This window comes from Cupriavidus sp. 01L45 (assembly GCF_056399885.1).
In genome coordinates this window covers 41844-68060 of sequence record NZ_JBFTSG010000053.1, presented here as the reverse complement: position 1 = coordinate 68060, position 26217 = coordinate 41844, and the positions used below count along the sequence as shown (strand labels likewise).

The 26217-nt window shown below is 60.6% G+C and carries 20 protein-coding genes and 3 pseudogenes; 10 read left to right on the top strand and 13 right to left on the bottom strand.

The window, feature by feature from the left end; genetic code table 11:
* The 3 genes and pseudogenes from AC1DT6_RS30195 to AC1DT6_RS30185 all read left to right on the top strand — a co-directional run.
* Window positions 1-125 (top strand): annotated as a pseudogene (locus AC1DT6_RS30195) (IS630 family transposase); the annotation flags it as partial.
* Window positions 126-528: 403 nt separating this feature from the next.
* Entirely contained in the window at window positions 529-765 is a 237-nt protein-coding gene (locus AC1DT6_RS30190) for a hypothetical protein (protein WP_477103587.1), read from the top strand.
* Window positions 766-1783: 1018 nt separating this feature from the next.
* Window positions 1784-1906 (top strand): annotated as a pseudogene (locus AC1DT6_RS30185) (transposase domain-containing protein); the annotation flags it as partial.
* 294 nt (window positions 1907-2200) lie between these two features.
* On the opposite strand, the gene AC1DT6_RS30180 reads toward AC1DT6_RS30185, so the two are convergent.
* The gene (locus tag AC1DT6_RS30180) at window positions 2201-6136 is read right to left on the bottom strand and encodes an AAA family ATPase (protein WP_477103586.1); all 3936 of its coding nucleotides are present in this window, start codon (window positions 6134-6136) and stop codon (window positions 2201-2203) included.
* 402 nt (window positions 6137-6538) lie between these two features.
* On the opposite strand from AC1DT6_RS30180, the gene AC1DT6_RS30175 reads away from it, so the two are divergent.
* From AC1DT6_RS30175 to AC1DT6_RS30165, 3 genes are all read left to right on the top strand, one after another.
* Window positions 6539-7480, top strand: a complete 942-nt coding sequence (locus AC1DT6_RS30175; RefSeq protein ID WP_477103585.1) for a hypothetical protein — start codon at window positions 6539-6541, stop codon at window positions 7478-7480.
* 952 nt (window positions 7481-8432) lie between these two features.
* The gene (locus tag AC1DT6_RS30170) at window positions 8433-9326 is read left to right on the top strand and encodes a transporter substrate-binding domain-containing protein (RefSeq protein ID WP_477103584.1); all 894 of its coding nucleotides are present in this window, start codon (window positions 8433-8435) and stop codon (window positions 9324-9326) included.
* Window positions 9327-9371: 45 nt separating this feature from the next.
* The gene (locus AC1DT6_RS30165; protein ID WP_477103583.1) at window positions 9372-10427 is read left to right on the top strand and encodes a medium chain dehydrogenase/reductase family protein; all 1056 of its coding nucleotides are present in this window, start codon (window positions 9372-9374) and stop codon (window positions 10425-10427) included.
* Between the two features lie 301 nt (window positions 10428-10728).
* On the opposite strand, the gene AC1DT6_RS30160 is transcribed toward AC1DT6_RS30165, so the two are convergent.
* The 3 genes from AC1DT6_RS30160 to AC1DT6_RS30150 all read right to left on the bottom strand — a co-directional run bounded on the left by AC1DT6_RS30160 (window position 10729) and on the right by AC1DT6_RS30150 (window position 13160).
* Window positions 10729-11787, bottom strand: a complete 1059-nt coding sequence (locus AC1DT6_RS30160; protein ID WP_477103582.1) for an MBL fold metallo-hydrolase — start codon at window positions 11785-11787, stop codon at window positions 10729-10731.
* A 95-nt stretch (window positions 11788-11882) separates the two neighbouring features.
* Window positions 11883-12608: a nitroreductase gene (locus tag AC1DT6_RS30155; RefSeq protein ID WP_477115169.1), complete on the bottom strand. Its 726-nt coding sequence runs from the start codon at window positions 12606-12608 to the stop codon at window positions 11883-11885.
* A gap of 3 nt (window positions 12609-12611) precedes the next feature.
* Window positions 12612-13160, bottom strand: coding sequence for a 4-hydroxylaminobenzoate lyase (locus AC1DT6_RS30150; protein ID WP_477103580.1), 549 nt, complete (start codon window positions 13158-13160; stop codon window positions 12612-12614).
* 113 nt (window positions 13161-13273) lie between these two features.
* On the opposite strand from AC1DT6_RS30150, the gene AC1DT6_RS30145 reads away from it, so the two are divergent.
* Entirely contained in the window at window positions 13274-14254 is a 981-nt protein-coding gene (locus tag AC1DT6_RS30145; protein ID WP_477103579.1) for a LysR family transcriptional regulator, read from the top strand.
* 310 nt (window positions 14255-14564) lie between these two features.
* Here AC1DT6_RS30145 and phbB read toward each other — a convergent pair.
* The 6 genes and pseudogenes from phbB to AC1DT6_RS30115 all read right to left on the bottom strand — a co-directional run bounded on the left by phbB (window position 14565) and on the right by AC1DT6_RS30115 (window position 20909).
* Window positions 14565-15309, bottom strand: a pseudogene (phbB, locus tag AC1DT6_RS30140) (acetoacetyl-CoA reductase).
* A gap of 265 nt (window positions 15310-15574) precedes the next feature.
* Window positions 15575-16132, bottom strand: coding sequence for a TIGR01841 family phasin PhaP3 (gene phaP3, locus AC1DT6_RS30135; RefSeq protein ID WP_477103578.1), 558 nt, complete (start codon window positions 16130-16132; stop codon window positions 15575-15577).
* A gap of 819 nt (window positions 16133-16951) precedes the next feature.
* Entirely contained in the window at window positions 16952-17932 is a 981-nt protein-coding gene (locus AC1DT6_RS30130) for a Bug family tripartite tricarboxylate transporter substrate binding protein (RefSeq protein WP_477103577.1), read from the bottom strand.
* Between the two features lie 38 nt (window positions 17933-17970).
* Window positions 17971-18888 (bottom strand): 2-hydroxyacid dehydrogenase, encoded by a 918-nt coding sequence (locus tag AC1DT6_RS30125; protein WP_477103576.1) that lies wholly within the window; start codon window positions 18886-18888, stop codon window positions 17971-17973.
* Between the two features lie 35 nt (window positions 18889-18923).
* Window positions 18924-19655, bottom strand: a complete 732-nt coding sequence (locus tag AC1DT6_RS30120; protein ID WP_477103575.1) for a class II aldolase/adducin family protein — start codon at window positions 19653-19655, stop codon at window positions 18924-18926.
* Window positions 19656-19676: 21 nt separating this feature from the next.
* On the bottom strand, window positions 19677-20909 hold the full coding sequence (locus AC1DT6_RS30115) for an FAD-dependent oxidoreductase (RefSeq protein ID WP_477115168.1): 1233 nt from the start codon (window positions 20907-20909) through the stop codon (window positions 19677-19679).
* Window positions 20910-21015: 106 nt separating this feature from the next.
* Between AC1DT6_RS30115 and AC1DT6_RS30110 the strand changes: the two genes are divergently transcribed.
* From AC1DT6_RS30110 to AC1DT6_RS30100, 3 genes are all read left to right on the top strand, one after another.
* Complete coding sequence (locus AC1DT6_RS30110) at window positions 21016-21948, top strand: LysR family transcriptional regulator (protein WP_477103573.1); 933 nt, start codon at window positions 21016-21018, stop codon at window positions 21946-21948.
* A 246-nt stretch (window positions 21949-22194) separates the two neighbouring features.
* Window positions 22195-22620: a hypothetical protein gene (locus AC1DT6_RS30105; protein ID WP_477103572.1), complete on the top strand. Its 426-nt coding sequence runs from the start codon at window positions 22195-22197 to the stop codon at window positions 22618-22620.
* A gap of 24 nt (window positions 22621-22644) precedes the next feature.
* Window positions 22645-23433: an enoyl-CoA hydratase/isomerase family protein gene (locus AC1DT6_RS30100; protein ID WP_477103571.1), complete on the top strand. Its 789-nt coding sequence runs from the start codon at window positions 22645-22647 to the stop codon at window positions 23431-23433.
* A gap of 53 nt (window positions 23434-23486) precedes the next feature.
* Here the strand turns inward: AC1DT6_RS30100 and AC1DT6_RS30095 are convergent, their stop codons facing one another.
* From AC1DT6_RS30095 to AC1DT6_RS30085, 3 genes are all read right to left on the bottom strand, one after another.
* Window positions 23487-23921, bottom strand: a complete 435-nt coding sequence (locus tag AC1DT6_RS30095) for a MarR family winged helix-turn-helix transcriptional regulator (protein WP_477103570.1) — start codon at window positions 23919-23921, stop codon at window positions 23487-23489.
* A gap of 260 nt (window positions 23922-24181) precedes the next feature.
* Entirely contained in the window at window positions 24182-25522 is a 1341-nt protein-coding gene (locus AC1DT6_RS30090; protein WP_477103601.1) for an MFS transporter, read from the bottom strand.
* Window positions 25523-25701: 179 nt separating this feature from the next.
* A complete protein-coding gene (locus AC1DT6_RS30085) occupies window positions 25702-26073 on the bottom strand; it encodes a tautomerase family protein (protein WP_477103569.1) in 372 nt (123 codons plus the stop codon).
* Window positions 26074-26217: the final 144 nt, after the last annotated feature.

Here is a 26217-nt window from a genome sequence, read left to right as displayed (position 1 = left end):
GTTTAGTCCAGGGAAAGAACGAAATGAAGAAATTGGCGAGAAGTGCGTTACGTCGCATTCAACGACTGCCTGAGTTAGTCAAGTCGTTCTTTCGCCAGCCGGAGTGCCAATACGCTGCGGCCTGACAATACTTTCTGAAAAGTTAGTAATAGGCCGCTTCAGCGCATCCACACGAGTCGGCAGCCAGCTGCAATCAATACGCCAATCGGGGCCGCGCAAATAATCTCCGAACAATGTCGCAGCAGGCCCCACCCTCGACCGTCAAAGTCCTTACAAAACCCGATACTCAGTACTGGCCTTATCAATCACAATGAGTGTCTGGAGCAAACTGACCGTGACCTGAACGTTGTAGGCAGCTGCCATGACCACGACAGGCCTGGTGGAACACTAACGAAATGGCACGCAAATTGCGTCAGCCGGATAAGAAAAGCCAGTCTCATCAGGGATGAATCATCGTGCAGACGATCATGGTTCTGTTGGTACTTGCACCTCGCGCGTGCAGAGTTGATTCGACGCGATGAGAAAGGGATGCTCACCTATGAGGTCCGGCGGCGTGTTGGCATGGAGGCCCTTCCCTCACATGTTTCCGAGTATCCCGTCCCCAGAGAGGTGCGAATTCGCGTTCTCAGGTTCACCGTCATGGTGCTGTGGCGCGAGGCGTATCAAATTGCGCTGCCCGCCGAGGCCTGCACACACCTTGGGGATATCTCCGCCGACGAAACTGATGAGCGCTTCCCCGCGTGGGTGCAACACCGTCCGTTTTAAGCCGGGGACATCTCATCGCAGGTGCCGTGTGCAGGTGAGCGGCGAAATGTCGGTCAGCAAAGGGACCCGCCAGACCGGACTGCTCAGATACGATACACAGATACACAAGCGATAAACTGCGCCGCACTCAATTCAGATGAATGCTCTCAGTCCGCTGACCTCAGCGCTGCATCTAGTTTGTCTACAACCTCGGCCCAATCGGCATCCTCTAGAATTTCTCCCCGTAGGGCTGCTTCCATTTCTCGACAGACGACCTCCCACTCCCGGTGGCTATGCCTCGGTCAGCAACAATTTCGACGCTGCGGTCTGCCAGCAACAGATAGATCATGACGCGTACTAGGGAGTGAGGAGGCGCCGCCAGACCGGCGGGCTCAAGCCTCGCAGGCCGATTTRCAACTGGAGGACAGCGATTGCCGGTTAAGGATCGAAGGAGATGAGCACATTGTAGGTGGCTCATTATGCTCTTGTGTGAAGACCGACTCAGCCCCCGCTTTGGCGCGGTCTCCATATGGCATAGGCATTCCGGGGCCAGGAAAGGCAGGGTCGCCCATAAACGTAGTCCTTGCCACAGTGGCATCGTGATCCTGCAGTGCCTGCGCGGCGAACAATCTTCTGCGTTATCGGCGTGGAGGCGGATGACAGAAAAGCCGTCTGCGGCCGAACTGCCTTCTTGCTACTATTAGCGCTCGTGACGCGCCTGCAACGCTTGGCAGAGCGTAGCGCACTCGTCCTCACACCGCTCTGCTGACCATGTTAAGGCATCGCCACGTGCTTTGGCCAGCCAGCCCGTCCTTGACTAGACGTGCCGTGCAAAGCTCGATGAGCTCTCCTTGAGGTCCATTCTTTAGGCGCCGGAACAACCGGCTCCTGCTCAAGTACTCTTCTGTAATCATAATCCTGTCCCTCCGGTGTTGAACGCGGAGGCACAAGACTAACTATGCCGAGCCCATCGTAGAAAACTCGCGATGAATCTGGGGGGAAGGCGCACTCGATCGGCATAGTTCTGCGGGCGGCATAATCAGCCAAACTCAACGGGCACGATCCGTCGGCCCACCTCAACGATGTGCTGACCCGCCTGCCCACCCACCTGAACAGCCGCATCGACGAGATGCTCCCCCACAACTGGCATCCCGCGTCCTGAGCGCGTCCGCTCTCTCACAAACGTCGCCGACGGCAAGGTGGGACGGCGGGACGCTTACGACATTCCGGCATCGTCGTTGCCGGGGCGTCTATGAGAAGCTTGCCGGACTTTCGGACACTAGCAGCTTAGCGGCCGCGAATGTCAGGCTTCACCGCAAGCGGATGCGAACTTTCGACCTCATCAGCCAATCCATGTCTGCCAGACAATTGGCCGCTCTGAACCGCGGACCAGCCGCTCACGTTGTGTGGCTTCCCCTTAAGAGTCAACGCGCTCGCAGCGGCAAGCAGCCCTGCGCTAGCGATTCTTCAGATCAGCCAGGAGCGCTTGCGCCGTGCGAATATCAGTGAGTTCACTTCCTTCCCTTATGCTTTCGCAGGCGGGCTGCAGCACGGCGTATGCATTTTCAATGTCACCCGTTGCTGCCAACTGGCGTGCAAGGCTGATCGCCGCCCGAAGCCAGAGAAGACTGGCGCCCTGCCTTTGCGCAACCGCGATCGCCTCGCGAAAGGACGCGAGTGCTTCTTCTTGCCGCACGGGGCGCTGAGCTGCGAGCAATTCGCCTTTCAGACGCAGCATTTCCGAGAGCTGGAAGCGTCCGCCGTGCTGATTGACAGCGGCGAGCGCCCGATCGATCTCGACGAGCCCTGCCTCTGGTTTGCCCGCGCGGCCAAGGGCTTCGCCAAGCAGCGCATTGAAGTACGGCAGCCCCATTTCGGCACCCGTCGCACTGATTGCTGAAATGCCCTCCCGCATCCGTTCTATGCCGTCGTCGAGATCGCCTAGCTGCGCCAGCGCCCAACCCAGTTGAAATGTCCCTTGCGACAGCAGTAAGGGCAACACGTACTCCTCGCAAATAGCAATTTCCCGCGCCGCCCACTCTCTCGCCAGCTCCGGCTCGCCACGCAGGAGATGCGCGAAGCTACACGTCCAGTATGCCAATGCCGTCGTCAGTGGATGACCAAGTTCTTGCGCGAGTTTCAGCGCCTCGTCGCAAATCGACAGCGATTTGTCCGGGTATCCGCGCAGGCACTGCACCAACGCGGTGAAGCATCGGCAGCACACACCAGGATCATGTCCAGAGTATTTGAATGTCAGCGCGTGGTCTCGCTCGCGCTCGTAAAGGACCATTCCGCTTGTGCTATGAAACGCTGCAGTAGCGTATTCACCCATGAAAAAACTATTCGTCCAGAAAAGATGATGCGTCTCGATTTGCATCCCGTGGTCATGCGAAACCGCCGTCAGAGCTGTGCAACGGTTGCCGAGTTCGCGGGCGATTTCCGACTCGCCACGGATCATTCGATACTGTCCTTCGCCCCGTAGCACGGTGAACAGTTCGCTCTCGTCTCCAAGCTCCTCGCAGAGCACCCTCGCCTGCGTATACGCGTCAAGCACTTCTTTCGCCGCCCAGCCCTTCGCCGCCATCATGGTCATGCCCAGGACCTTTTGATAATCGAGTTCGTGCCTGAGCAAGGCAGGGGTGCGAGGCAACGTCCGGATGATCTCGAGCCCCCTGTTCAGGTGCTCAACCGCCTGCTGATACGCAGACCGCTGAAGCGCCTTGCCCGCGGACTGGTACAGATAATGAACGGCCTTGTCCCACAGTTCGCCAGCAAGCGCGTGATGCGCGAGGCGTTCGATATGCTCGTCGAGACGTTGCGCGTGAAGCCGCTCGATGACATCCACAAGCCGTACGTGCACTGAGCGTCGCCGCTCTTTGAGCACGCTTGCATAAGCGACACGATGCGTGAGCGCATGCTTGAAGGTGTATTGCTGCTGCGGCAACAACCGGGTCTGATAGACAAATTCAGCCGCCTGCAGATCAGCCAGCAGATCGAGCACTTGTTCGCGGTCGAGATCGGCTATCGGCTGCAGAAGATCGACCGGAAACTCCTGGCCGATCACGGCCGCCATCTGCAGCAGGATCTTCTGCTGCACGGACAGGCGATCGATCCGCGAAGCAAGGACCGCATGCACGGTCGATGGAATATCGACCGTGTCGATGGCTCGAACCTTGTGGTACGCGCCCATCTGGCCGACCAGTGCGCCCGCATCCGCCAGCGCACGAACAGACTCTTCCAGGAAAAGAGGCGTGCCTCCCGTGCACTCGATCAGGCGCCGGCGAAGCGCGGAAAGCCCGCCGTCGTCGCCGAGCAGCGACCGCAGCAGCAGTTCCGCGTTTTCGGCGGCGAGACTGTCCACGTGCAGTTGGGAAAAGTAGCTCTTGCCAAACCATGTGTGCCGATACTCGGGTCGATGGGTCACGAGAAGCAACACGCGCGACGCACCGATGAAGTCGACGAGATGATCGAGCACAGCTTGGGTGCCGTCATCGATCCAGTGCAGATCCTCGACAACGAGTATCAATGGACGGTGCTCACTCGCGCAGATCACAAGAGAGGCAACCGCTTCGAGCGTGCGCTTGCGCCTTTGCGGCAGACTCGCCATCTCCCATTGCGGATCGTCCGGCGGCAAGTCCAGCACTGCAGCCATCGCGGGACGCGTCGACGCGAGCGCCGGGTCGACCGCGTCGACGCCGCGACGAAGCTTGTCGGCTGCCTCGGCCAGTGTGTCGCGCTCGCCGATGCCGAACCATGTCCGCAGCAGATTGGCGAGCGGAAGATAGATCGCGCTCGTGTCGTGTGAGGTCGTGCCGGTCTCGAATATTGTCCAGCCGGCCGCTTGTTCCGAGTTGACAAACTCGTGCACGAGGCGAGACTTTCCCACGCCCGGTTCTCCGACGATCGCGCATACCTGGCCTGCCCTGCGTCCGGCACGCTCGAGCATCCCCTGCAAACTGGCCATCTCCGCGTCGCGGCCGACAAAACGTGTGAGGTCGCGTGCGGTGCGAGTGTTCCAGCGAAGACGCAACGCGGACTTCGTACGCAGCATGAAAATCTCGACGGGAGGCGTCGCGCCAGGAAGCGGCCTCCCGCGAGGATCCGAGAGTTCGATGAAGCCTTCGGCACACCGCACCGTGTCGGCGCTCACGCCGATCTCTCCGGCAGAGAGCGCGGCATCGATCTGATTTGCAAGCTGTGGTACGGAGCCAAGCGCGTCATAGTGTTGCGACCGGTCGTTTCCAATCGTCCGGACGACGGCCTCGCCAGAATGTATGCCGATGCGTACGTCCAGTGGCCGGTCAATGAGCGCCGAAATGACTTCGCGCATCGCGAGCGCCGCATAACAGGCTTGCACCGCATGGTCTTCATGTGCGGCAGGCGCCCCAAATAGTGCCGTCACACCATCGCTTCTGAACTGGGTGACCAAGCCGCCGAATCGCTGAACAGAGTCGGCCATGGCTTTTAGCACAGGGTCGCCGCGCTCAAGCGCCATTTCGGGATCCAAGTCGCTAATCGGCTCGCGCACGCGCGCGCAGAGCACACTTAGCTGCTTACGCTCCGCCGGCAATACCGTCGCATTGTCGGCTTCGTACTCAGCGCGCCACGCGCTCCCGGACTGCTCAGCCGGCTCCCCGACAGACAAAACCGGACCTGCAGGCCCTGAATCCTGCTGGATTCGGGCGGCCAGGCGTTGCGTGCCCTCTGCGGGGGCAAAGCCAAGTTCGGTATTGAGCACACGAACGCATTCCTGATATTGGCGAACGGCAGCGTCCCGGCGTCCCGTCCTCGCATACAGCCTCATAAGCACCGCATGGGCCCATTCGAGTAATGGGTCCAAAGCCAGTACTCTGCTAGCCGCCGCAATCGCACGATCAAATTCGCCAGACTGCTCATAATGGCTGACGAGTTCGGCGAAGACCTCCACAGCGCGCTCATGAAACCAGCGACGCTCGACCATCATCCACCGCTCGAAGGGCTCTTCACGCAGGCCAAAACCGTCGAGTAGCGCTCCCCGATAGAGCGCGACAGCCTTTGCCAGTGAATCGGGAGACCGCTCAGTCGCGAGGTGCGTGAATTGCAGCGCGTCGACTTCCACGCGACGTGCGTCGAGCCATATGGCATCCGGCTCCGCTTTCAACAGTGGCGGCGCGTTCGGCAGGATCCTGCGCAAGTTCGACAGTGTCTGCCGCAAACTGGCTCTTGCCTGCTCTTCAGCGCTGCGCTCCCAGAACACGCTTGCCAGTTGCTCTCGCGAGCGCAGCATGCCTGGCGACAAGGCAAGGTAGGCCAGGATGGCCTTGCTCTTCCTGGTGGGAAAGTCCAGCGGCACAGGCTGCCCAGCAAGCCGGATGTGCAAGCCTCCGAGGATTTCGATCTTGAGCCGGGTCATGTCGTGCGTGAGGTGATGCGTCGCCCTCAAACAGTTTACTCCGCGCTGCACGACATTCAGGCATCCCATGCAGACTGCCCGCCCGCCTGTCCTTCATGAGTCTCTTTCCTTTTTTTGACGGCGTTTTTACGCAGCCTCGCATGCTGTTCACGGATCGATGACGTCCGCCAACGATAGTTGGATCGTGACGATGCCGTACGCCCAACCTGGCTGATACGTTCGAGGGGCTGGGAAATCCCGGGCGGCACCGGCACAGTACGCCAGGCGGCAACTCACGCACCCTAGAGCCCCCGAACCGCCGCCCGGCTGCCGAACACGTGCGGGGCGAGAGGACAGTCGTCGCTCGCGGCGGCCACGGGACGTGTGAGGTATCCGTGAATCGCAATTGAAGGAGATGTTTCAATGGAACTCATGACTGATGGGCATAAGCTCAACACCAACCGCTACGCCAAGTGCATCGCTGCGTCCAAGCGCGTCCGCTGGGATATCGACCGTGACGTGATTCGCGGCCGATGCTTCGATTTCACGAAGAAGTTTCTCCCGGACGCACTATCGAAAGTCGATTCTCTCGCCTTTCTTGGTCCCGAGGAGCAGCGCCTGCTCAGTCAGATTCAGGGCCGCACTTACGCAAACATGTTTGGCCTCGTCGAACGCTTCATTGCAGCGAAGGTACTGGAGATGAGCGGCCCATACCGCCTCGGCGACCAAAGCGCGTTCGAAGCGCTCGTCCGGTTCACCGATGAAGAAATCAAGCATCAGGAACTGTTTCGCCGCATCGAACGCATGTGCGCCGAAGGCATGCCAGTCGGTTACACGTTTTTGCCGGAAGCAAACAGCGTGGCGTCGTTCGTACTCGGGAAGTCCACATGGGCAGTGCTCGCTCTAACCTGTCACATCGAACTCTTCGTGCTCGCGCACTATCGGGGCAGCATCGACGAGGACCCGAATTCGTCTGAACTATGGAAGGATGTCTTTCTCTATCACTGGCGCGAGGAATCACAGCATGCGATTCTCGATGAAATCGAATGGCAACGCGAGAACGCGAGGCTTTCGCCTGAAGAACGTGACGCAGGTGTCAACGATCTGATCGAACTGATCGCCGCCGTCGACGGCATGGTGCAAACACAGGCTCGCGCGGACGCTGATTACTTTGCGATGATCTGCGGACGATCGCTGCCGATGGCTGACAAAGAATCCGTCCGCATGAGCCTGCTTGCAGCATACAGGTGGCAATACATCATTTCCGGAGTGCAGGAACCCCGCTTCAGTCGGATTCTCAGCGGCATGATCACCGGGAACCAGGTGTCTCGAATCGGAACTGCGATGGCACCAATCATGAGTTAGCGCGCGACAGCGCCGGCTGCAAACTTCCCCGTTCGCGGCCGGTAAGTATCAACGTGAGCTTTGCGACAAAAAGGCGGAGTCGCGGCTATGCGGGGGACAAGTTGCCGAACGCCGCAATCTTGGGACATCGAAACGGTGAGCTAACGAACCACAACGGCGACAGCTTCGGCACATGGGAAGCGGCCAACGTCATCGATGCAAGCTGGATGAGCAAGTGAGCGCGAGGCTGAACTACCTGCTGGTGCCACGGCAGTATCTCTAGCTGCCACCGTCGCTCGCCGACATAGTTCGCTTGCTCAAAAAGGGACGCTCCGAACCGAAAGTCGATCGATGAGGACGTCCGTAGTGACCTATAACGCGACGATGGTCATTCAGGGAGAATGACTGCTGCCGGAGTGGATCGGTTCGCTCGAGTGATAATTTGTGCACACGCGCAAATGTCAGGAACTGGCCGTGGATTCAACGGGTCGGATGCTCGTCGCGGGCTGCGGCCGTCTCTGACCGACCCTTCTGCGCCGTTCGAGGCTTCCACAACTCGATGTCGGCTATCCGGGATCAACGGACATCCGCCTCCTCTGTCGCYCCGGCAGTTGATCGGCCATTCCAGCCGGTGGGCGGCGCGCTGCCTCAAGGTCCTTCACGCGAACCATTCTTGTTGCTTTGTCGCTCTGGCGTAGGGACGCCAAGGAACCGTCTTACGCAGAAGTGCCAAATGAATCACCGCGAGTGGATAGCCGCTGCAATACGCGCGCACCAAGCTCACATTCTTGGTAAGCGATATTCCAACGGCAGCCACACGAGAGGCCGGGCTTGAGAGCCTGCAATATTCGCCCCGTTGACCTAGGTCAACCGCGCTATCGAGATGGCGCCTAGATTCACATCAGAAGTGCGACCCTACAGGTCACAAGCTGGTGTCGCGCAGGGATGTTCTACGCGTCCATGGAGAACAAGAATGAAAACGATTTCCACAATCGCCTCTACCCTCATCGCGGCCGGTCTATCGGTCGCTGCGGCAAATGTCTGCGCCCAGACGCTGGAGAAGGTCGCTGCGACAGACAAGATCACGGTCGCGTATCGCGAGGTGGCTGTTCCCTTCAGCTATCTTCTCGGCCCGCATAAAGCCGTTGGATTTTCCGTCGACCTGACGCAAGCCATCATTGACGATGTGCGAAGCCGGCTGAAGAAGCCCGCCCTCAAAGTCGAATATATTCCGGTTACCGGGCAGAATCGTATTCCGCTGCTGGTCAATGGTACCTACGACTTGGAGTGTGGTTCGACCACCAATACCAGCGCGCGCGGAAAGGAAGTGGCATTCTCGATCAATTTCTTCTACGCGGGAACTCGTCTGCTGACCAAGCGCGATTCTGGCATCAATGGCTATGCGGATCTGTCGAAGAAGACGGTAGCCAGCGCGGCCGGCAGCACGAACGAGAAGGTGGTGAGAAAGTACAGCGCCGACAACAATATCGATGTCCAGATAATCTCCGGCAAAGACTATGCAGACGCCATGCAGCTCGTGGAAAGCGGTCGCGCGTCAGCGCTGGCCCTGGATGACGTTCTGCTGTTCGGCTTGCGCGCCAATTCGGGGAACCCCTCTTCGCTTGAGATCGTGGGCGATACCCTTCAGGTGGAACCATATGCCTGCATGGTCCGTAAGGATGATGCAGAGTTCAAGAAGCTGGTAGATGAAACCATAACGCGACTGATGAAATCGGGAGAGTTTACACGGCTCTATAAGAAATGGTTTGAATCACCGATCCCCCCCGCCGGCGTGAACCTGAATATGCCGATGAGCGCGCCATTGCGGGCTAACCTCAAGGCACGTAGCGACAAACCGGCGCAGTGATACCTCTGCATTGAATCCATCGAAATTGTGCGGTTGGCACGCATCATGAAACACACGCGCATTATGGTCACTCATTATGGCGGGCCAGGTGCACTTCAGGTGGTGGAGGAAGAGTGCCCCGAGCCCAAGGCCGGCGAAGTACGGGTGAGGGTGCTGGCGGCAGGCGTGGGTCAACCCGATCTGATGATGCGCGAGGGCTTTCATCCCGAAACGCCGCCGCTGCCGTTCACGCCGGGGTGGGATCTGGTTGGCATAGTGGATAAGCTCGGCACTGGCGCCTGTGGCGTCGAAACGGGCCAGATCGTTGCCGCTCTGCCGATCAGTGGCGCGTACGCTGAGTTCGTCTGTCTGGCGCAGCGTGAACTGGTCCCCGTGCCTGCCGGGTTGGATGCGGCCGTGGCTGTCAGCCTTGTATTGAACTACGTCACCGCGTACCAGATGTTGCATCGTTGCGCCAAAGTCGAGCCGGGCCAGCGCGTTTTGATTCACGGAGCGGCAGGCGGGGTAGGCTCGGCACTCATGCAGCTTGGCCGCCTCGCCGGGCTGGAAATGTACGGCACCTGTTCATCGCAGGATACAGTCGCAGTTTCCGGCCTGGGCGGTATGCCAATGGACTACCAGCAGCTCGATTTCGTAGAAGAGACTCGCCGCATGACGGGAGAAGGCGTCGACGTCGTCTTCGATGGCATCGGCGGTACCCATATCTGGCGTTCCCGCGACGCTCTCCGTCCTGGCGGGAAGGTCGTAGCCTATGGCCTAACTGCCTCGCTGCGTGGGGGGCGCCTGGCGTCAGGTCGTTCCGGGCGCCGAAATCGCTTTCAGCGACTCGCGATCTTCGGTTTGTACATTGCTGGCGGCTGGCTTCTCCCGGGCCGGAAGCGGGTGGTCCCCTACAGCATCCAGTGGCTCAAGCGCCTGAAACCGGCAATGTTTCGACGGGACTTGATCACCCTGCTGGGCCTTCTACAACAGAAGAAAATCCAGCCGCTGATTGCCCGGAAATTTCCTCTTGCCGAGGCGAAGCTTGCGCACGAGTTGCTCGGCGAGAAAGGCGTGACTGGCAAGATCGTGCTCGTGAGCAATGACACCTTGACGCGGTGACGGGCGGCTGAAATGGCCGAATTTTGCATCTGGCTCGTCCGTCAGGTCCCGGAGTAACGCAGCCAATCCAACGGCAGGTTTCCCAACTCGCTGAACGGCAGGTTGAATCCACTGCCGAACTCGGCCTGTGGTCGGGCGTGGCAGCAAGCTGGCCAACCGGCTGACCGAGATCAGCCCGGCGTGTTGACACTTTTACTGTCGCAGCGGTGCCGGATATCTAATACGGCCTACAGAGGGCAGTTTCCAAAGGGGCAATTGTCGGGAGGACTCAGATGCGACAGGTCAGCGAAAGTGGCTCGGGCTAAGGATGTGGAGATGATTCCGAATCGCTATCGGCTTTCAAACCAGCGTAGACCATCTTGGTGAATTGTTCCCCGTTGAACACGAAGTTTCCCCATTTGTCGTCGAAGGCAGCAGTTGGCTTGGCGGCAATAATTTCGTCAATCGACTTGTCTTGTTGTTTCAGCGCTGCCACGTTGTTGCGCACCGTGACCAGCATGTCGCGGAATTCAATCAGTTGGGTCCGCGTGCCAACCGCGCCATGACCTGGAATGACGAGGGTGTGGTCGGTCGTCCGTACCACAGCCTTGCTTGCCCATTTAATCGCGCCGTCGATGCTGCCGCCATCTTCGTTGTCGATATAGGGATAGAAACCGTTCCAGAAAGTATCGCCGAGCGCCAACACATCCGCGTTCTTGAAGTAGACCCACAGATCGCCGTCAGTATGGCCGTGGCCGAAGTTCTCCACTTCGATCATGGTTCCTGCGAAGTTGAATCTCTTCCTGTGATTGATCAGCAGTGTGGGACGCGCTGCTTCAGGCGCCGGATCGAAAGTCCAGTTCCAGGCATTCACATGCGTCTTTTCGGTTAAATGCCTGAAAGTATTTTCTTGCCCGACGATCGTGGCGCCTGCCGCATGCATGCAGGCATTGCCGTCCGTATGATCCCAGTGCCAATGCGTATTGACCACGTATCTGAGTGGCCCTGTTCCAATTTCATCGAGCGCCACCTGTAGCTTCTTCTGTGATTTGCTGATTCCAGCGTCAACCAGAAATTTTCCTTCCTTGCTCGATAGAACGGTTATATTTCCACCGGAGCCCATCAAGACGGTTACATTACCGCGCAAGGGTTTTGCAACGATATTCTCGTCGGCACGGCGTAGATATCTGGCGCCCGCACCCGTATGAAAATAATCGTCTGGCGCGACATTCTCGCCAGAGCTTGACTGATTGGCGGAATCGGTATGGGTCGCCGCAAAAGGAAGTGAGGCGCCGATGGTGATGTTAAGGACTACCAATAGCAACCTTAGAACGGTATTCATTTTCATGCCCGGTTTCTCGAATTTGAAAAATTCAATCATCTTGATATCTGGAGACTGAGTGGCCTGGGCCGGTGGGAGCGATGCAGGCGGCCTGCTCTTTCACCCAAGGAAGGGCGCCGAACACATGGCATCAATCAGCGGGGGGCGGGGGGAGCCGGGAACCCCAGGATGCGCGCGAAGTCCTGCACGCGCTCCCGCGGCATCCTGGTCTGATTCACCTTGGCTTCCGGGTCCCCGTATCCCATGGACATACCGAACGCTGTGACTTCCTCCGGTGGCATATGCAGATGCGACGCGATCTGGTCATGAAATGGCGCGAAGGCAACCTGCGGGCATGTGTCGATTCCACGTGCTTTCGCCGCGATCATCAGGTTCTGCGCGAAAAGGCCAATGTCGATCCAACTGTGCGGCTTCAATCTGCGGTCGATGCTGATGATGAGACCCACTGGCGCGCCGAAGAATGAGAAATTCTGCTCGGTCTGGCGCATGCGCGCCAGGGTGTCGTTGCGGTGGATTCCGAGTGAAGCGTAGTACCGCGCGCCGAAGTCGGTCAGTCTCGTGCGGAACACGTCCGGCAACGGATCAGGGAAGTGGGCGGGTGCTGGTGCGCTCCCGGCGCGGAAGGCCGCGACCAGGATGTCGGCCAGTACATCCTTGACTGTGCCGCTGACCACATACACCCGCCAGGGCTGAATGTTGGCCCCGCTGGGGGCGGTCGCAGCCTCCTCCAGGATCTGTTCCACGAGTTCCCGGCGCAGCGGGTCAGGCCTGAAGGCGCGAACCGATCGCCGGGTGCCGACGACGGTGGCGACGCATCTTGCGACCGCCTCTTGAGACCATTCAATTGCAGTCTGAACCATGGACTACTCCTGCGGGACGTCATGGTAGGAAATCCGACCGGAAGGCAGGAAGAACAGCGCGATAACGGCGCCACCTTTTGCTTCCGGATAGTGATGGCTGCCCGGCGCCGGGGCGGTCCAGCCTCCGGAACACCAGCCATTCGGCCCGTTCAGGACGGCGCCCGGATCGAGTGGAACGACCATGTTGAACTCGCCATAGGGATGACCGTGGTATTGCCCTCGGAATCGGTGGTCTGGATGCCCTTGCTTGTTGCCGGTGCTATCCATGTAGACAGCGGTGATGCTGAAGTGGAGCGTGCGCTCGGAGGGCTCCGAGATACGACTCCGGCGGTAGGTTGAGCCGTCAATCTGGGTATGTGCTGCCCAGCCGTCCTTCACGCCCTGCCTTATCATGCGAGACAGGGTTTGGTAGAGCTCGCTGCCAGGTCCGTACTTCTGGTTTAACCAGCGCTCGACCGCGCTGCCGGCGGTCATGTCCTTCACTTCCTCAAGGAAGGGAATGCAGCGTTCGACCAGCGCTTCTCGATCGTTGTTGAGGTTGTCGGCCATCATGGTGTCCTTTGCTGTCCATTGATTTGACATCATCATGCGCCGACCATGAATTGAATGGAATTGATGTCCATGCAACCGCATAATGCATACGATTCAATGGATGGAGCGCGATCATGAGCATCGGCCGCACGGACCTGAACCTGTTAAAAGTGTTCGAGGCTGTCTACGAGGAGCGCAATTTGATTCTGGCAGGCAAGCGTCTGCATCTCACGCAATCGGCGGTCAGCCACGCGCTCCGAAGACTGCGCGAGCTGGTTGGCGACGAGCTATTCATACGCATGGGGAAGGGCATGGTGCCAACCGGCCGTGCAATGGCGATGGCGCCAACCCTGTTGGACTCACTGCGCCGCATCGAGGATGCCCTGGGCGTGGAGCCGTTTACTGCAGATCATTCCAGACGGCGATTCGTTATCGCGGCCAACGATCACGTCACTGAAGTAATCGTTGCGCCGTTGTCCCGTGAACTGCAAAAGGTTGCCCCAGGTGTCGACCTTGTTATTCGGCCGTCCACTCGGCTGGACCTGGCCGAGCAGATCGACCTGGGGCGCATTGATCTAGCCATCGGCATCTTCTCGCAGGTGCCACCGCGCCTGAACTCGCGAGACTTGATGTCACAGGGAGAGTCCATCTTGATGTGCAAAGGACATCCCGCTTCACGCCGGAAGCTCAAGCTCCGGGATTTGACGAAGTACCCGCTTGTCACCCTATCCGTCGGCGGGCAGGAGGAGGGCGCGGTAGGGGGCTTCATTGTTGAGCGCGGCCTCGCGCGCCAATCGGAGATGTTCGACCGGCGGGCGTTAGAGCAGGCGCTCCTTGAGTCGCAGGAGATGCCGCGGTTGAGGGTCACCGTCCCGCACTCGCTCGCCATTCCGGCGCTGCTGCGTGATACACACATGCTCGCCATTGTGCCCGCGTCCCTGGCTACGGCTCTTGCAAAAAGCGGTGACCTAATTCGCCGACCTCCGCCGTACCAGGCTGGGATTGAGACCACGCGTGCGGTTTGGCATAGCCGCGACGATCACGACATGGGTCACTCGTGGCTGCGCGAGATGATCGCGAAGACAGCCCGAACTGTTGAAGAGGCGCTCGAGTAGCATGGCTCGAGCGCCGTGGACTGGCGCGGCAATTCCAGTGTGATGTGGGACCCGGCTTTGCGGAGTCTGGATGGCTGGAGTTGGCCGGAAGCGGGCAGTCGGCCGAGATGGGGTGGCCGGACGCTTCCGACGCAATGCCGTCCCTTCAGGCGAAACGAAGGCAGGCGCTCAGCCTTGGCGTCATGAGCGCCGTGCCGCCCCTGCATGCATGCGCCGCCGGCGCCCGATGGTGGCTCAGGATAGGCGGTGCAGGTACGTTCGGGCACGATGGGTCTAGTCGAACGCAAGCGGCCCGGCGCTCGATCTGCGGTTACTGCATGTGCTGCCCGCCGTTGATGGCGATATTGGACCCGGTCACGTAGGCCGCTTCCTCCGAGCACAGGTAGGCAACCAGCGCTGCAACTTCTTCCGGTTTGCCGACACGGCCGACTGGAATCTGCGGCAGGATCTTGGTTTCCATGATTTCTTTAGGCACTGCGTTGACCATCTTGGTGGCAAGGTAGGCCGGAGAGACGGTGTTGACCGTCACGCCCTTTCTTGCCACTTCCAGCGCAAGCGACTTGGTGAAGCCGTGCATCCCAGCCTTGGCGGCGGCATAGTTGGTCTGACCGAAAGCGCCTTTGGAACCGTTGACCGACGAGATGTTGATGATGCGTCCCCAGCCGCGTTCGACCATGCCTTCGCAAAGCGGCTTGGTGAGATTGAATACCGAGTCGAGATTGGTCCGCATCACGGCATCCCAGTTCGGCTTGTCCATCTTCTTGAAGGCCATGTCGCGGGTAATGCCTGCGTTGTTCACCAGGAAATCCACGCGGCCTACGTCGGCCAGGAGCTGCGCCGCGCAAGCCTGCGCAGGCATCGTAGTCAGATACGTCAATCTCGTAGGCACGCATCTCGCGGCCGGTGGCGGCCATCGCGGCAAGCCAGTTCTGAGCGTTCGCATTGCGCGGTGAGTGCGTCACCATCACGGCATAGCCCGCGTCGTACAACTTGATGCTGATGGCTTCTCCCAGCCCACCCATACCACCCGTTACTAGTGCGATTCTCTTCGTCATGCTGCCTGCTTCATTCTCGTAAAGTTGAAAGACCCCTGCCTTGCCGGGAAGGGCTTTTTCCCTGGTTGTCCCGAGCAAGTTCCCGTTGCCCTGGCGCGCGAAAGGCGAGGGCGAGCCGGGCCGGATGATTCCGGTCCCAGTTTGTATGTCTTTGCGGGAAGGTTGTCGCGGTTCGGCAAACCAGGGGCGCTGATGTCCCCTGGCTTGCAAGCCAGCGATCTCTGTTCAGCGCGCTGGCCTGGCCTGCATTGCCAGCGGTACGGCGTTACTGCTTGGAAGCGCGGGGCGCTGCCTGCTGTACCGCGCCGGAGGCGGCTGCGGCCGTCGTGGCCAAGTTGGCCTTGGCGACTTCAGCCGTCTGCTTTGCCGCATTCTGGATCGATTGATAGGTGTTGTTGGCGGCGGCTACGCTCGATTGCAGCAGCGCGGTGATCGCTTCAGACCCGGCCGGCGCGTTCTTCACGAAGGTGTCAACGAAGGCTTGCACATTACGGTTGTGCTGTTCGTACTGGGTCTCGACTGCCTTGGTCAGTTCCCCGTGCGTGTTCGATGCGATTTCGTACACATGGCGTGCATACGCAACAGCCTTCTCCGCGGCAGGCTGGGCCAGATTGCCTTGCGCGGCGAACACTTCACGGATGTCCTTTCCGGCCAGCGCCGCTTCGACTTTTTCCTGGCCTTCGGCAAGCGTCGTCCTGACTGCCTGCAGGTTCAACTCGGTCAACTTCTGGAAGCCGTCAAAAGCCATGTTCGTCAGCGCGAACAGATGGCCCAGATTGGCTTTTTGCACTGCAGCGAACTGATCGGACATAAAAGCGGTCATGCGTAGTCTCCTGTGAATTGATCGAACGGACTTGCGCAAAAGTGCTGTATAGTTAATCCGTCAAGGCATGGGTTCCAGATTGGCAGCGCCGCCAATCCTCCGGTGCACCATCCGAGTGCGAATTCTAGAGTGTTTCGTCTAATGTGATCCCTAGGGACATACCCAAAAAGTCTTGAAAACCTGACAATTAAAGTGCTGTAACGGGCACTAATATTGCTTATGCTTACCTAGAAATGTTGCAGTGCGTGGCATGTGTACGGCGCACTTCACTCCGTCAGGCCCGGCTGCCCGCTCAACTGACAAAACATTGCCGCGGGCTGGAAACAACAGCCACCCCTCGCGGCTGTAGCCGTCGAACAAACGGAACCACTAAAAATCCGGCTGCAGCCGGCGGGGCTCACCGCGCCTGCTGGGGCGCTGTCGTCATAGCCGGGGACCAGCCCAATATCCGTCTCGTTGTCGCTTTTCGCCCAAGAAGCGATCGATTGCCGGTGATGGCGGGGATGACCGCGTCCRGCGTGGAGCCGACCTTCAAACGTCCGCGTAGTATTCAAGTGAAATGGCCCCTCATGGCCGATAGCTGCCTCCGGCTGCATAGATTTGCTTGAGTGTGCGAGGGACGCAGGTCGAGCGACCGAGGGGCTCGAACCACGCTCGCATGCACGCCAGTGAAGCGCGAACGATCGCACGGTGAGTAAGGTGGGCAGAGGCATCTCGTTGCGATCCGGGCACGGCCTCGCTCGCGAACTCGTTGCCGAAGCCGCTTTGATATTTGATGTCATCCATGGGCCATGCGCGCTCGCCTTGCACAGGCAGCGATCAATTCACCGTGATGTGACGTTCCTTGATGATCTGCCCCCAGCGCACGCTCTCCTCGTTGATCATGCGTGCGAGTTCTGCCGGGCTCGTGGAGAGGGGCTCGAATCCCCGCTCCTCCAGCTTGCGCGTGAAGTCCTGGCTCTTCACCACCTTCTCAATTTCAGTGCGCAGACGCTCGATGATGGCCGGGGGCGTCCCCTTCGGGGCGACGAATGCAGCCCAACTCTCCAGGGTGAGCTTGGGGAAGCCTTGCTCCGCAACCGTGGGCACGTTGGGAAGCGCCGCCATGCGCTTCTTGCCCGTGACAGCCAGTGCGCGCAGCTTGCCCGCCTGGATGTGCGGAACGATCGTCCCGGGTGCCTCGAAGTAGAGATCGACCTGGCCGGCGAGCACGTCGTTGAGCGCGGGCGCGCCGCCCTTGTAGGGCACGGTGGTGATCGTGATGCCTGCTTCCTGGCTGAAGGTTTCACCGGCAAGATGCGGTGTCGTRCCGACGCCCGGCGAGGCGAAGCTCAGCTTACCAGGCTTGCTCTTGGCCGCTGCGATTACATCCGCCAGCGACTTGTAGGGAGATTTGCTGTTCACGACCAGCACCAGCGGAAACTGGCTCACTGTGGCGATCGGCGCGAACGACGAGGGCGTGACGCCGGAGCTTGGTTGCAAGTGGGGCGCGATGGTCAACGTGCTGGCGTTCGGGAGAAAGAGGGTGTAGCCGTCCGCGGGCGATCGCGCCACCTTGGAGGCCGCGATCATGCCGCCGGCACCTCCGACGTTCTCGACAACCAGGGGCTGGCCCAGGGCGGACGTGAGGCGCTCCGCAGCGATGCGGGCGACGACATCGGACTGGCCCCCGGCCGCGAACGGCAGGACCAGCTTGATTGGCTGGGAGGGGTAAGCATCCGCGGCCATGCCTGCTGTGGGCACGATGGTGGCTGCGACGGCGAGTGCGCCGCAGGCAAGCAGTTTTTCGATGATCTTCACTTCATTGTCTCCTGAATTGGGTGTGGGATGAGCGCCGGCTAGTAACCGACGCTTCTGTCGACCTCGTTGAGCAAAGGCTGGCCCTGCGCGAGGCGCTGCAGGTTCTCCAGGAACTGCTCCACGACAGGGCCGACCGTCGGCTGCGCGGCGACGTGGGGCGTGACCAGGATCCGCTCGTGGTGCCAGAAGGGGCTGCTGGCGGGCAGCGGCTCCGACGCGAACACGTCGAGCGCCGCGCCGGCGAGATGTCCCTCGTCGACGAGGGCTAGCAGGTCGTCCTCCACGACGATGCCGCCGCGCGCCACGTTCACCACGAAGCTGCCCTTGGGCAACTTGCGAAGGCTGGCGTGGTCCAGGGTGCTCTTCGTCTCCGCCGTGAAAGGCAGCAGGCAGACGAGGTAGTTCGATTGCGCGAGGAAGTCGTCCTTCCGGCTCTCGCCGACGAAGACGGGAACGCGCGCTTCTCGCGCCGACGTGCGCGTCCACGCGATGACCCTGAATCCGAGCGCCAAGAGTGCGTCGGCGACGACGGAGCCGATGGAACCGAGCCCCATGATGCCCACGGTGAGCTGGCTGGCGTCGGGGACGGGCAACCGCTTCCATTCACCCGCCGCGTGCTGTCGCTCCATCGCTGGCAGCGAGCGGAAGTGCCGCAGGATCTGCAGGCTCACGAACTGCGCCATGCTGAACCCGAGGCCCGGTTCGACGGCGCGCGTGACCTTCACATGGGGCGGCAGGTCCGGGGCCGAGAGGATGCCGTCCGCACCGGCGCCCACCGAGGCTGCCAGTCGCAGGTTGGGAAGGCGCGGTGCGATGCCGGCAGGCAGCTTGAAGGCGAACAGCGCGGTGACGTCTGGATCCGAGGCGCCTTCGATGTCGGTGATCACGTGCAGACCGGGGGCGCGGGAGCGGAGTGCTTCGTAGCGGCTCTTGACGAAGTCCGACGTCAGCAGCATCAGGACTTTGGGGGACGAAGGGGATTGCATGCTCTTCAAACGGTTCGCTCGTACGAGAAGTTCGGGTTGTGCCTGCGCGCCTGTCGCACCAGCAGTTGCCACCGCAGATCGACGACGTCGGGGCGCTGCAGGAAGGCCTTGGTCTGCCGCGCTTCGGCGGTCGGCAACAACTTGGGCGTGCCTGCGGACATGGCTTGCAGTTGCACCCGCGCTGCGAATTCGAGGACGGTCGCGGCGATCGTGGCGTCGGCAATCGAGTTGCCCACGACCACGGACCCGTGGTTGCGCAGCAGGATCGCACGGTTCGGGCCCAGCCTGGATGCGATGCTGGCGCCCTCCTTCTTGTCGAGGACTATGCCCTCGAACTCGTCGAAAAGCACGATGTCCTCGTAGAACAGCGCGCCGCTCTGCGTCACCGGCTCGAGGTTGCTGCCGATCACGCCCAGGGCCAGGGAAGCTTCCGAATGCGTGTGCAGGATGCAGCATACCTCAGGACGCGCATTGTAGATTTCGGTGTGGATATTGAGAGTCGGGTTGCATGGCAACGTACCGGTCACGGTGCGCAGGTCGAAGTCGGACTCGATCAATGCGTCTGCCGTCGCCTCCTCGAATCCGTATCCGTACGGAATGCTCCAGAACGTACGCGCACCGGGCAAGCGCGCTGTGAGGTGTCCGGAGATGCCACTGCCTTGTCCATCCATGGCTAGAATCTGGAAGGCGTGCACCAGGTCGTGCAGGAGGTCGTGCAAGGGTTCTGGCTGTTTCATGTTGAGGTCCTAACTGGGTTATTAAGTCTGCGTCGCAGTGGAGTGACCGACGGACACGTCGACCGCGGTAGCGTCGTAGCTGAAAAGCCATTCGTAGCGCTCGCGCACACGCTGCTCATTCCACTCGGCATCCACGTAGCGACTGGCCTCCACCGGGTCTGCCAGCAACGGATTGTGAAAGCGCGCCCCGTTCGCCGCCGAGCCCAGCACGATGCGCGAGGTACGTTCCTGCCGCAGGGCCTCGTACCGGGCCAGGGCCGCTTCCGGGTGTTCGGCGTTCGCCGCCAGGCAGCGTGCAAGCACGATGCCGTCCTCCAGAGCCATCACCGCGCCTTGTGCAAGGAAGGGCAGCGTGGGATGGCAGGCATCACCCAGGAGAGTGGCACGGCCGACGGTCCATCGGTCCATGGGCTGCCGGCTGAGAAGCGCCCACTTGTACGGCTGCTGGATCCCCTGGATCAACGCGTGCACGTCGTCGTGCCAGCGCTCGAAGTCCTTCAGGCATTCCTCGATGCTGCCTCGTTCCGTCCAAGACTCGACTTGCCAGTCCGTGCGCTCGACGATACCCACGAAGTTCGTGAGTTCGCCATTGCGAAGCGGGTAGTGGATGACGTGCGCACCGGGACCGATCCAGTTGGTACCAACGTTGGCCTGAAGATGGCGCGGAATCCTCTCGCGCGGAATGAGACCGCGCCAGGCGACACAGCCGGTGAACTGCGCGTCGCCCGCTCCGAACAGGGCGCGGCGCACGCAAGAATGCACGCCATCGGCACCGATGAGGATGTCACCGTGAATCCGCTCGCCGCCTTCGAGCTCCACCTCGACACCGACGTCGTTCTGTTCGACGCCGACCACCTTCGCGCCCAACCGGATCGCGTCCGGTTGCAACCGTCTCACGTGACATTCCATCAGACCATGCAGGTCCGGCCGGTAGATCATGTAGTAGGGGAAGCCATACTTGCGCACCGACTCGGCACCGAGATCGAACAGCTTCCATGTCTGGCCGGTACTCCACAGGCGCACCTGCTTGCCGCCCGCCTCGGTGGCGATGTCCTTCAGCTCCGATGCCAAGCCCAGGTCGGCCAGGCAACGGACGCCGTTGGCGCTGACCTGGAWCCCGGCTCCCACCTCCCCAAGCTGCCGTGCCTGCTCCAGGACGGTGACGCGGAAGCCGCGCTGGATCAGTGCCAGAGCGCAGCACAGACCACCGATGCCAGCACCGGCAATGAGAATTCTTTGGGAGGGCGGCGTCATGTTGGATGCTCCTTTTGCGGGATCGCTGCGTTGATGGAGGTCAATTTCATCGCACGCACAAAGATTTTGGAAGTTAAACTATCAAATCAATTCATTAGTAAACGAAATGAACGTCAGCACTCGGCAACTGCAGGCGTTTCTGGCCATCGCCCGGCTAGGAAGCTTCACGCGCGCGGCGGAGGAAATCTTCGTGACGCAGGCAGGCCTAAGCCTCATGCTCAAGGACCTCGAGGCGCAGGTCGGCGCAAGGCTGTTCGACCGCACGACGCGGAGCGTGCGACTCACGCCTGCAGGCGAATCACTGCTGCCGACCGCGCGCCGCATGATGGCGGACTGGGAAGCCGCCACATCCAACGTCGGGCGACTCGCCGCGGAAGCGGAGCAACGGGTCTCCCTTGCGGCGACGCCGCTGATTGCATCGAGCGTGCTTCCCCTGTGGTTGCAGGCGTTCCATGAGACGCACCCCGCAGTCCGCGTCTCGATCAGCGACCTCGACCGACGCGAGATCCTGTTGGGGATCGAAGCGGGAGAACTTGACGTCGGTCTTGGTGCTTTCTTCCGGCCGGCCACGGGCATCGACCGGCAGTTGCTCGCCCGTTTTGACATGGTGCTGGTCAGGGCCAAGGCGAAGGATTCCAGGACACGCGGGCGCGGATTCGAAACGGGGCGCAAGGTGAAGTGGTCGGCCCTGGACGACCAGGAGCTCATCGTGCTCCCGAATGACAACCCGATCCAGAAGCTCGTGGACACGCAGCTTCGCGCCCTCGGAATCACCACGCGACGGACCACCGCACTCCAGAACATCCAGGCCATGATCTCGATGGTGGAGGCGGGCCACGGAGTGGCCGCCCTACCCGGCTTCGTGGTGCCTGCGTGCGCACGCTACGACGTGACGGTGCACACACTCGTAGAGCCAGTGGTGCCGGTCGAGTTCTTCGCGGTGAGCATGAAAGGACGGCTCAAGACGGCGCTCGTTTCCGGCCTCGTCGATGCGCTCGGGGCGCACTTTCAAGAGCTCGCCAAGCAGGTGGGCGCGTAATTCGGCTGACCTTCTGGGTGAACGCCCTTGCGAGTTCGACTGTATTCACCAAGCTGTCAGACGACTGCTCATGGCCGGGCCTGCGAGTTCGACCGTGCGCCACATAGCTGCCCTCGAGGCGGTCACCTCAGCGCGATGCCGGGGCGGCCGCCGCCGACGGCCTCAGATCTCGGTCTGCTCGGAGATCTCGAATCCTTCAAGGGGTCATCGTACTTTTGGTGCGAAATCTGGCGCTAGCAAGCCGGGATGCCGCTTGCGGCAAGGCTTTCCAGGTTACTTGGCGCCGCGTACCCGCCGATCCCACAGGTAACTGATTCCAAAGGGTTTTCAGGACAGAACTGCCAGATTTCGCATCAAAAGTACGATGACCCCTATTTGCAGCCCATTCCCGAAGGCATCTGGGAGAACGAGGTGACAGTGCGCTCGACTCGCGCGGCGCGCATGTACGAGCCTGGCTTTTGGATTTCGCGAGCGTCTCCAACACCATTAATGATGATTGTGGCCAAAGAGGACAATGTCACGCTGACCGACCTTGAGCTTGCCGCTTATGAACGCGCTCTGGAGCCGATGCGACTCGTGCTGGTCCCCGGTGGCCACTTCGATCCCTATCTCCGCCAGTTTGAGCTTGCCAGCCATGCTGCAGTCGAATGGTTCCGCACGCACCTTTGTTAGTCCGACCCGAAATGGAGATGAAACGTGAAACATCTTGACCTCAGTATTGACGGTGCCATCGCGACGGTAACCCTGACCAACCCGCCGCAGAACCGCCTCGGCATTCGGATGCTCGAAGAGCTTGAAGTCGCTCTTGCGACTATTTGCGATAGTGGCGTGCGCGCGCTGCTCATCCGCGCGGACGGACCGGACTTCTCCTTCGGGGGGGACATCATGCCGTGGGCCGGCATGAATGCGGCAAAGTTGCGCGCCCTCTTCCAGCGCTACATGGCCGTCTTCAATCGGATTGAGAGCTTGCATTGTCCGACCGTTGCTGCCGTACAGGGTACTTGCTTCGGCGGTGGCTTCGAGCTGGTCCTGCGTTGCGACATCATCCTGGCCACCAGTTCCGCTCGGTTTGCCCATCCGGAGCAGTCGCTAGGCATCACGACGCTGATCGGGGGCGTGTACCGCGTGGCTGAACGTGCGGGGCGCGCGTTTGCCGCAGAACTTGCCTTCACCTCCGATCCGGTCGATGCACAAACGCTGCACCAACGCGGCGTCGTCAATCATGTTGTTGATGTGGGAGCACTGGAGCAAGAAGCCACGTCGCTGGTACGACGTCTTGCAAAGGGCCCGACCCGAGCCCATGCCGCACACAAGGCGATGCTACGCTTGTGGGCATTGGGCGGCGTGCAAGCGGCGGACGAAGCTATTTTCGATATCCAAATGCCGCTGTTTGAAACCGAAGATGCGAAGCGCGGCTTGCAGTCGGCCATGGACGCCATGTCCAGAGGCATGAAGCGACCGGCACTCGACTTCGAAGGTCGCTGAGCCGCCAGTCGGCTTGCAAGGCGCAGGGACACGCCCAGCGCCTTGCTCAGCATCTACTCGGTAACGAGCTCAGTATGGGTGACCTCGGACATCACCTTGCGCATCTCAAGCGCTTTAGCCTTACCGAACCGTGACTCGAACTGAGTCTGAGCCTTAGCCCATGCTGCCTCACCCTGACGAACGCTTGCCACTCCGCGCTTCGTGAGCGCCACGATGCGGGACCGCCTATCTGCGGGATCCACTTCAATCCCCACCAAGCCATCGCGTTGCAGGGGCTTCACATTGTGCGTCACCGTCGTCCGGTCCATTACCATCACCTCAGCCAGCGCATTGATGGTCATCGGGCCATGTGCCGACAGGGATCGAAGAATGATGTATTGGGTTCCACGCAGGCCGACCTCGGCAAGACACGCGTCATAGAAGCGCGTCATGTGCCGCGCCGCTTTGCGAATCGCTGTGCAGTTGCATAGGGAAACATCATTCGACATGGTCCTCTCCGCTGGCACGCAACGCGTGCAAAATGGGCGCATGCTCACATATTAGCCCTCTGGGGAGGCGCGCTACGCGACAGAGATTGCGATCTTGCCTTCAGGCTTGCGCGAGAGAAAGTCTCCTTGGCTGGTTACGAGTTGGAGCGAGAACCTCGACTTCGTCCTCCGGTGCCCGGGTGCACGCGCTCGTCGCTTCCCGCTTGGCAGATCGGCGAAAGGGCTCTTCACCAACTCGTACACTTGCAACGGTGCAAGCATCAAGATCCCTGTCCGACCACGTTCTCGCCGTGGCTGTGCGAAGAGGCCGACGACTTGTGCTTGATCAGCGTAACCGCGACACCGCCAATCACCGCGGCCATTGCAATCGCGAGGAAGTTCTGCACCAGCGGCAGCTTCATCGAGACCAGCAGCCCGATCACGATCGGCGCCGCAATCGCGCCGATGCGCCCGACCCCCGAGGCAAAGCCCAGTCCTGTCGAACGGATCGCCGCCGGGTAGAACTGCCCGGCATACGCGTACAGCAGGATCTGCGTGCCCAGCGTCGACGCGCCGACTACGGCAACGATAAGGAACAGCGGCTGCGCGCCGTAGCCGAGCAGCGTCAGCGAGACCGCAGCGACCGCGAAGAATGCGGCCGTCACCCACTTGATGTTTAGCTTGTCGGCGAGCCATCCGCCACCGACGGCGCCGATGACTGCACCGGCGTTGTAGGCGAGCAGGAAGTTCAACGCGGAACCGAGGCTGTAGCCTGCCATGCCCATCAGCTTGACCAACCACGAACTGAGCGCATAGAGCATGAAAAGGCAGGTCATATAGGCGACCCAGAGCATCACCGAACTGAAGCCGCGGCCGTCCAGAAACAGTCTGCCGACGGATGGACCTTCGGCCTTGTCCTCGGCAGGAACGAGGAACTCCTCGTGCGGCTCGAGCCGCATATCCGGTCGGATTTTTCGGACCACTTCGCGCAGATGTGTGTCGTCATGCTGCTTGATCAGGAACGGCAGCGACTCAGGCATGTACTTTAAGATGAACGGGATCAGCACCACCGCGGCGCCCGCGGCGATAAACACGGATTGCCAGCCATAGGTCTCGATGAACTGCTTGCCGAGCAGCGCGGCGAGGATACTGCCGACCGCGTAGCCACAGCACATCAGCGTGACCATTACGCTGCGCACCTTCCTCGGCGAGTACTCGGTCATCTGTGCGGCTGCATTCGGGATCGCGCCGCCGATGCCGAGCCCGGCGAAGAAGCGCATCACGCTGAAGGTGATTGGGTCGTTGGTGAACCCGGCGGCCGCGGTGAGAACGCTGAACAGGAACACGCAGATCGAGATCGCCCAGCGGCGGCCAATCTTGTCGGCCAGCGCGCCGAGCGCGATCGCTCCGAACATCATGCCGAACAGCGCCGAACTGGCCATGAAGCCCGCGGTCGCGGCCTCCACATTCATCGTCTTCATGATCGACGGAAGCGCGGTGCCGGCGACCGCCAGGTCGTAGCCGTCGAGCACCAGGATCACGAAACACCAGATCAGCACGGACCAGTGAAAGCTGTTGAACTTGGCCTCGTCGGCCAGTTTGTGAACATCTATCCGGTGCACGCTTGAAGGTGCTGCGGCCAGCTCAGGGCGGATTGACTTCATTGACTTGTCTCCATTTATCGTCGGTTCGAGGTTCGGCATGCGGCGCAGTAACTCATTCTGGGCCGAGACCTCACGGCCAACGACCGCCCTTGCGCAGACAATGGCGCTCCCCTTAGTCCGTGCAGGCTGCCCCACCCTCACACGCGAGGGGCTTCGGGCAGGCGTTCACCGCCGCGCACGACGTATTTGGCGGGATACAGTGTGACGAGAACCTCGACTTCATCCTCCGTTGCTCCAGTGCACGCGCTCCAGATCGAGCTCACCTTTTTCGCCAGCGATAGCACGGCGCCGTCGCTGCGCCCATCACGTATGTGGCAGAAGATCAGCGTTTCGGACGTGGGCTCTCCCGAACGGTAGGTATTCTCGGGCGTGGCTTCATGGAATACCACGCTAATTAAGTCGAGCGGAGAAAGGATGATCTCCCTGATCGCGCTCGTAAACTCGCTGGCAATCTTGGCCTTGACGCCAGCTCCGATTCCAACCTTGCATTCGCAAACAATGACGGGCATGTTGTGTCTCCGTGAAGATAGGGCTATTGAGCCTTCAGTCTCTCGGAGCGTCGCCGCGGGCGATTGCATAGGGGTGCCGACACTTGCTTCAAAGTGCCATGACGTGGCGTCGTGCCGCCGGTCCAAGCCGTGCTCGTTATCGGT

Coding starts and splice junctions, on each gene's coding strand:
- AC1DT6_RS30180 (WP_477103586.1), bottom strand. CDS start 6,136: ATGACCCGGCTCAAGATCGAAATCCTCGGAGGCTTGCACATCCGGCTT.
- AC1DT6_RS30160 (WP_477103582.1), bottom strand. CDS start 11,787: ATGATTGAATTTTTCAAATTCGAGAAACCGGGCATGAAAATGAATACC.
- phaP3 (WP_477103578.1), bottom strand. CDS start 16,132: ATGACCGCTTTTATGTCCGATCAGTTCGCTGCAGTGCAAAAAGCCAAT.
- AC1DT6_RS30085 (WP_477103569.1), bottom strand. CDS start 26,073: ATGCCCGTCATTGTTTGCGAATGCAAGGTTGGAATCGGAGCTGGCGTC.
- AC1DT6_RS30120 (WP_477103575.1), bottom strand. CDS start 19,655: ATGAAACAGCCAGAACCCTTGCACGACCTCCTGCACGACCTGGTGCAC.
- AC1DT6_RS30145 (WP_477103579.1), top strand. CDS start 13,274: ATGAGCATCGGCCGCACGGACCTGAACCTGTTAAAAGTGTTCGAGGCT.
- AC1DT6_RS30125 (WP_477103576.1), bottom strand. CDS start 18,888: ATGCTGCTGACGTCGGACTTCGTCAAGAGCCGCTACGAAGCACTCCGC.
- AC1DT6_RS30105 (WP_477103572.1), top strand. CDS start 22,195: ATGCCGCTTGCGGCAAGGCTTTCCAGGTTACTTGGCGCCGCGTACCCG.
- AC1DT6_RS30175 (WP_477103585.1), top strand. CDS start 6,539: ATGGAACTCATGACTGATGGGCATAAGCTCAACACCAACCGCTACGCC.
- AC1DT6_RS30170 (WP_477103584.1), top strand. CDS start 8,433: ATGAAAACGATTTCCACAATCGCCTCTACCCTCATCGCGGCCGGTCTA.
- AC1DT6_RS30190 (WP_477103587.1), top strand. CDS start 529: ATGCTCACCTATGAGGTCCGGCGGCGTGTTGGCATGGAGGCCCTTCCC.
- AC1DT6_RS30165 (WP_477103583.1), top strand. CDS start 9,372: ATGAAACACACGCGCATTATGGTCACTCATTATGGCGGGCCAGGTGCA.
- AC1DT6_RS30095 (WP_477103570.1), bottom strand. CDS start 23,921: ATGTCGAATGATGTTTCCCTATGCAACTGCACAGCGATTCGCAAAGCG.
- AC1DT6_RS30150 (WP_477103580.1), bottom strand. CDS start 13,160: ATGATGGCCGACAACCTCAACAACGATCGAGAAGCGCTGGTCGAACGC.
- AC1DT6_RS30155 (WP_477115169.1), bottom strand. CDS start 12,608: ATGGTTCAGACTGCAATTGAATGGTCTCAAGAGGCGGTCGCAAGATGC.
- AC1DT6_RS30110 (WP_477103573.1), top strand. CDS start 21,016: ATGAACGTCAGCACTCGGCAACTGCAGGCGTTTCTGGCCATCGCCCGG.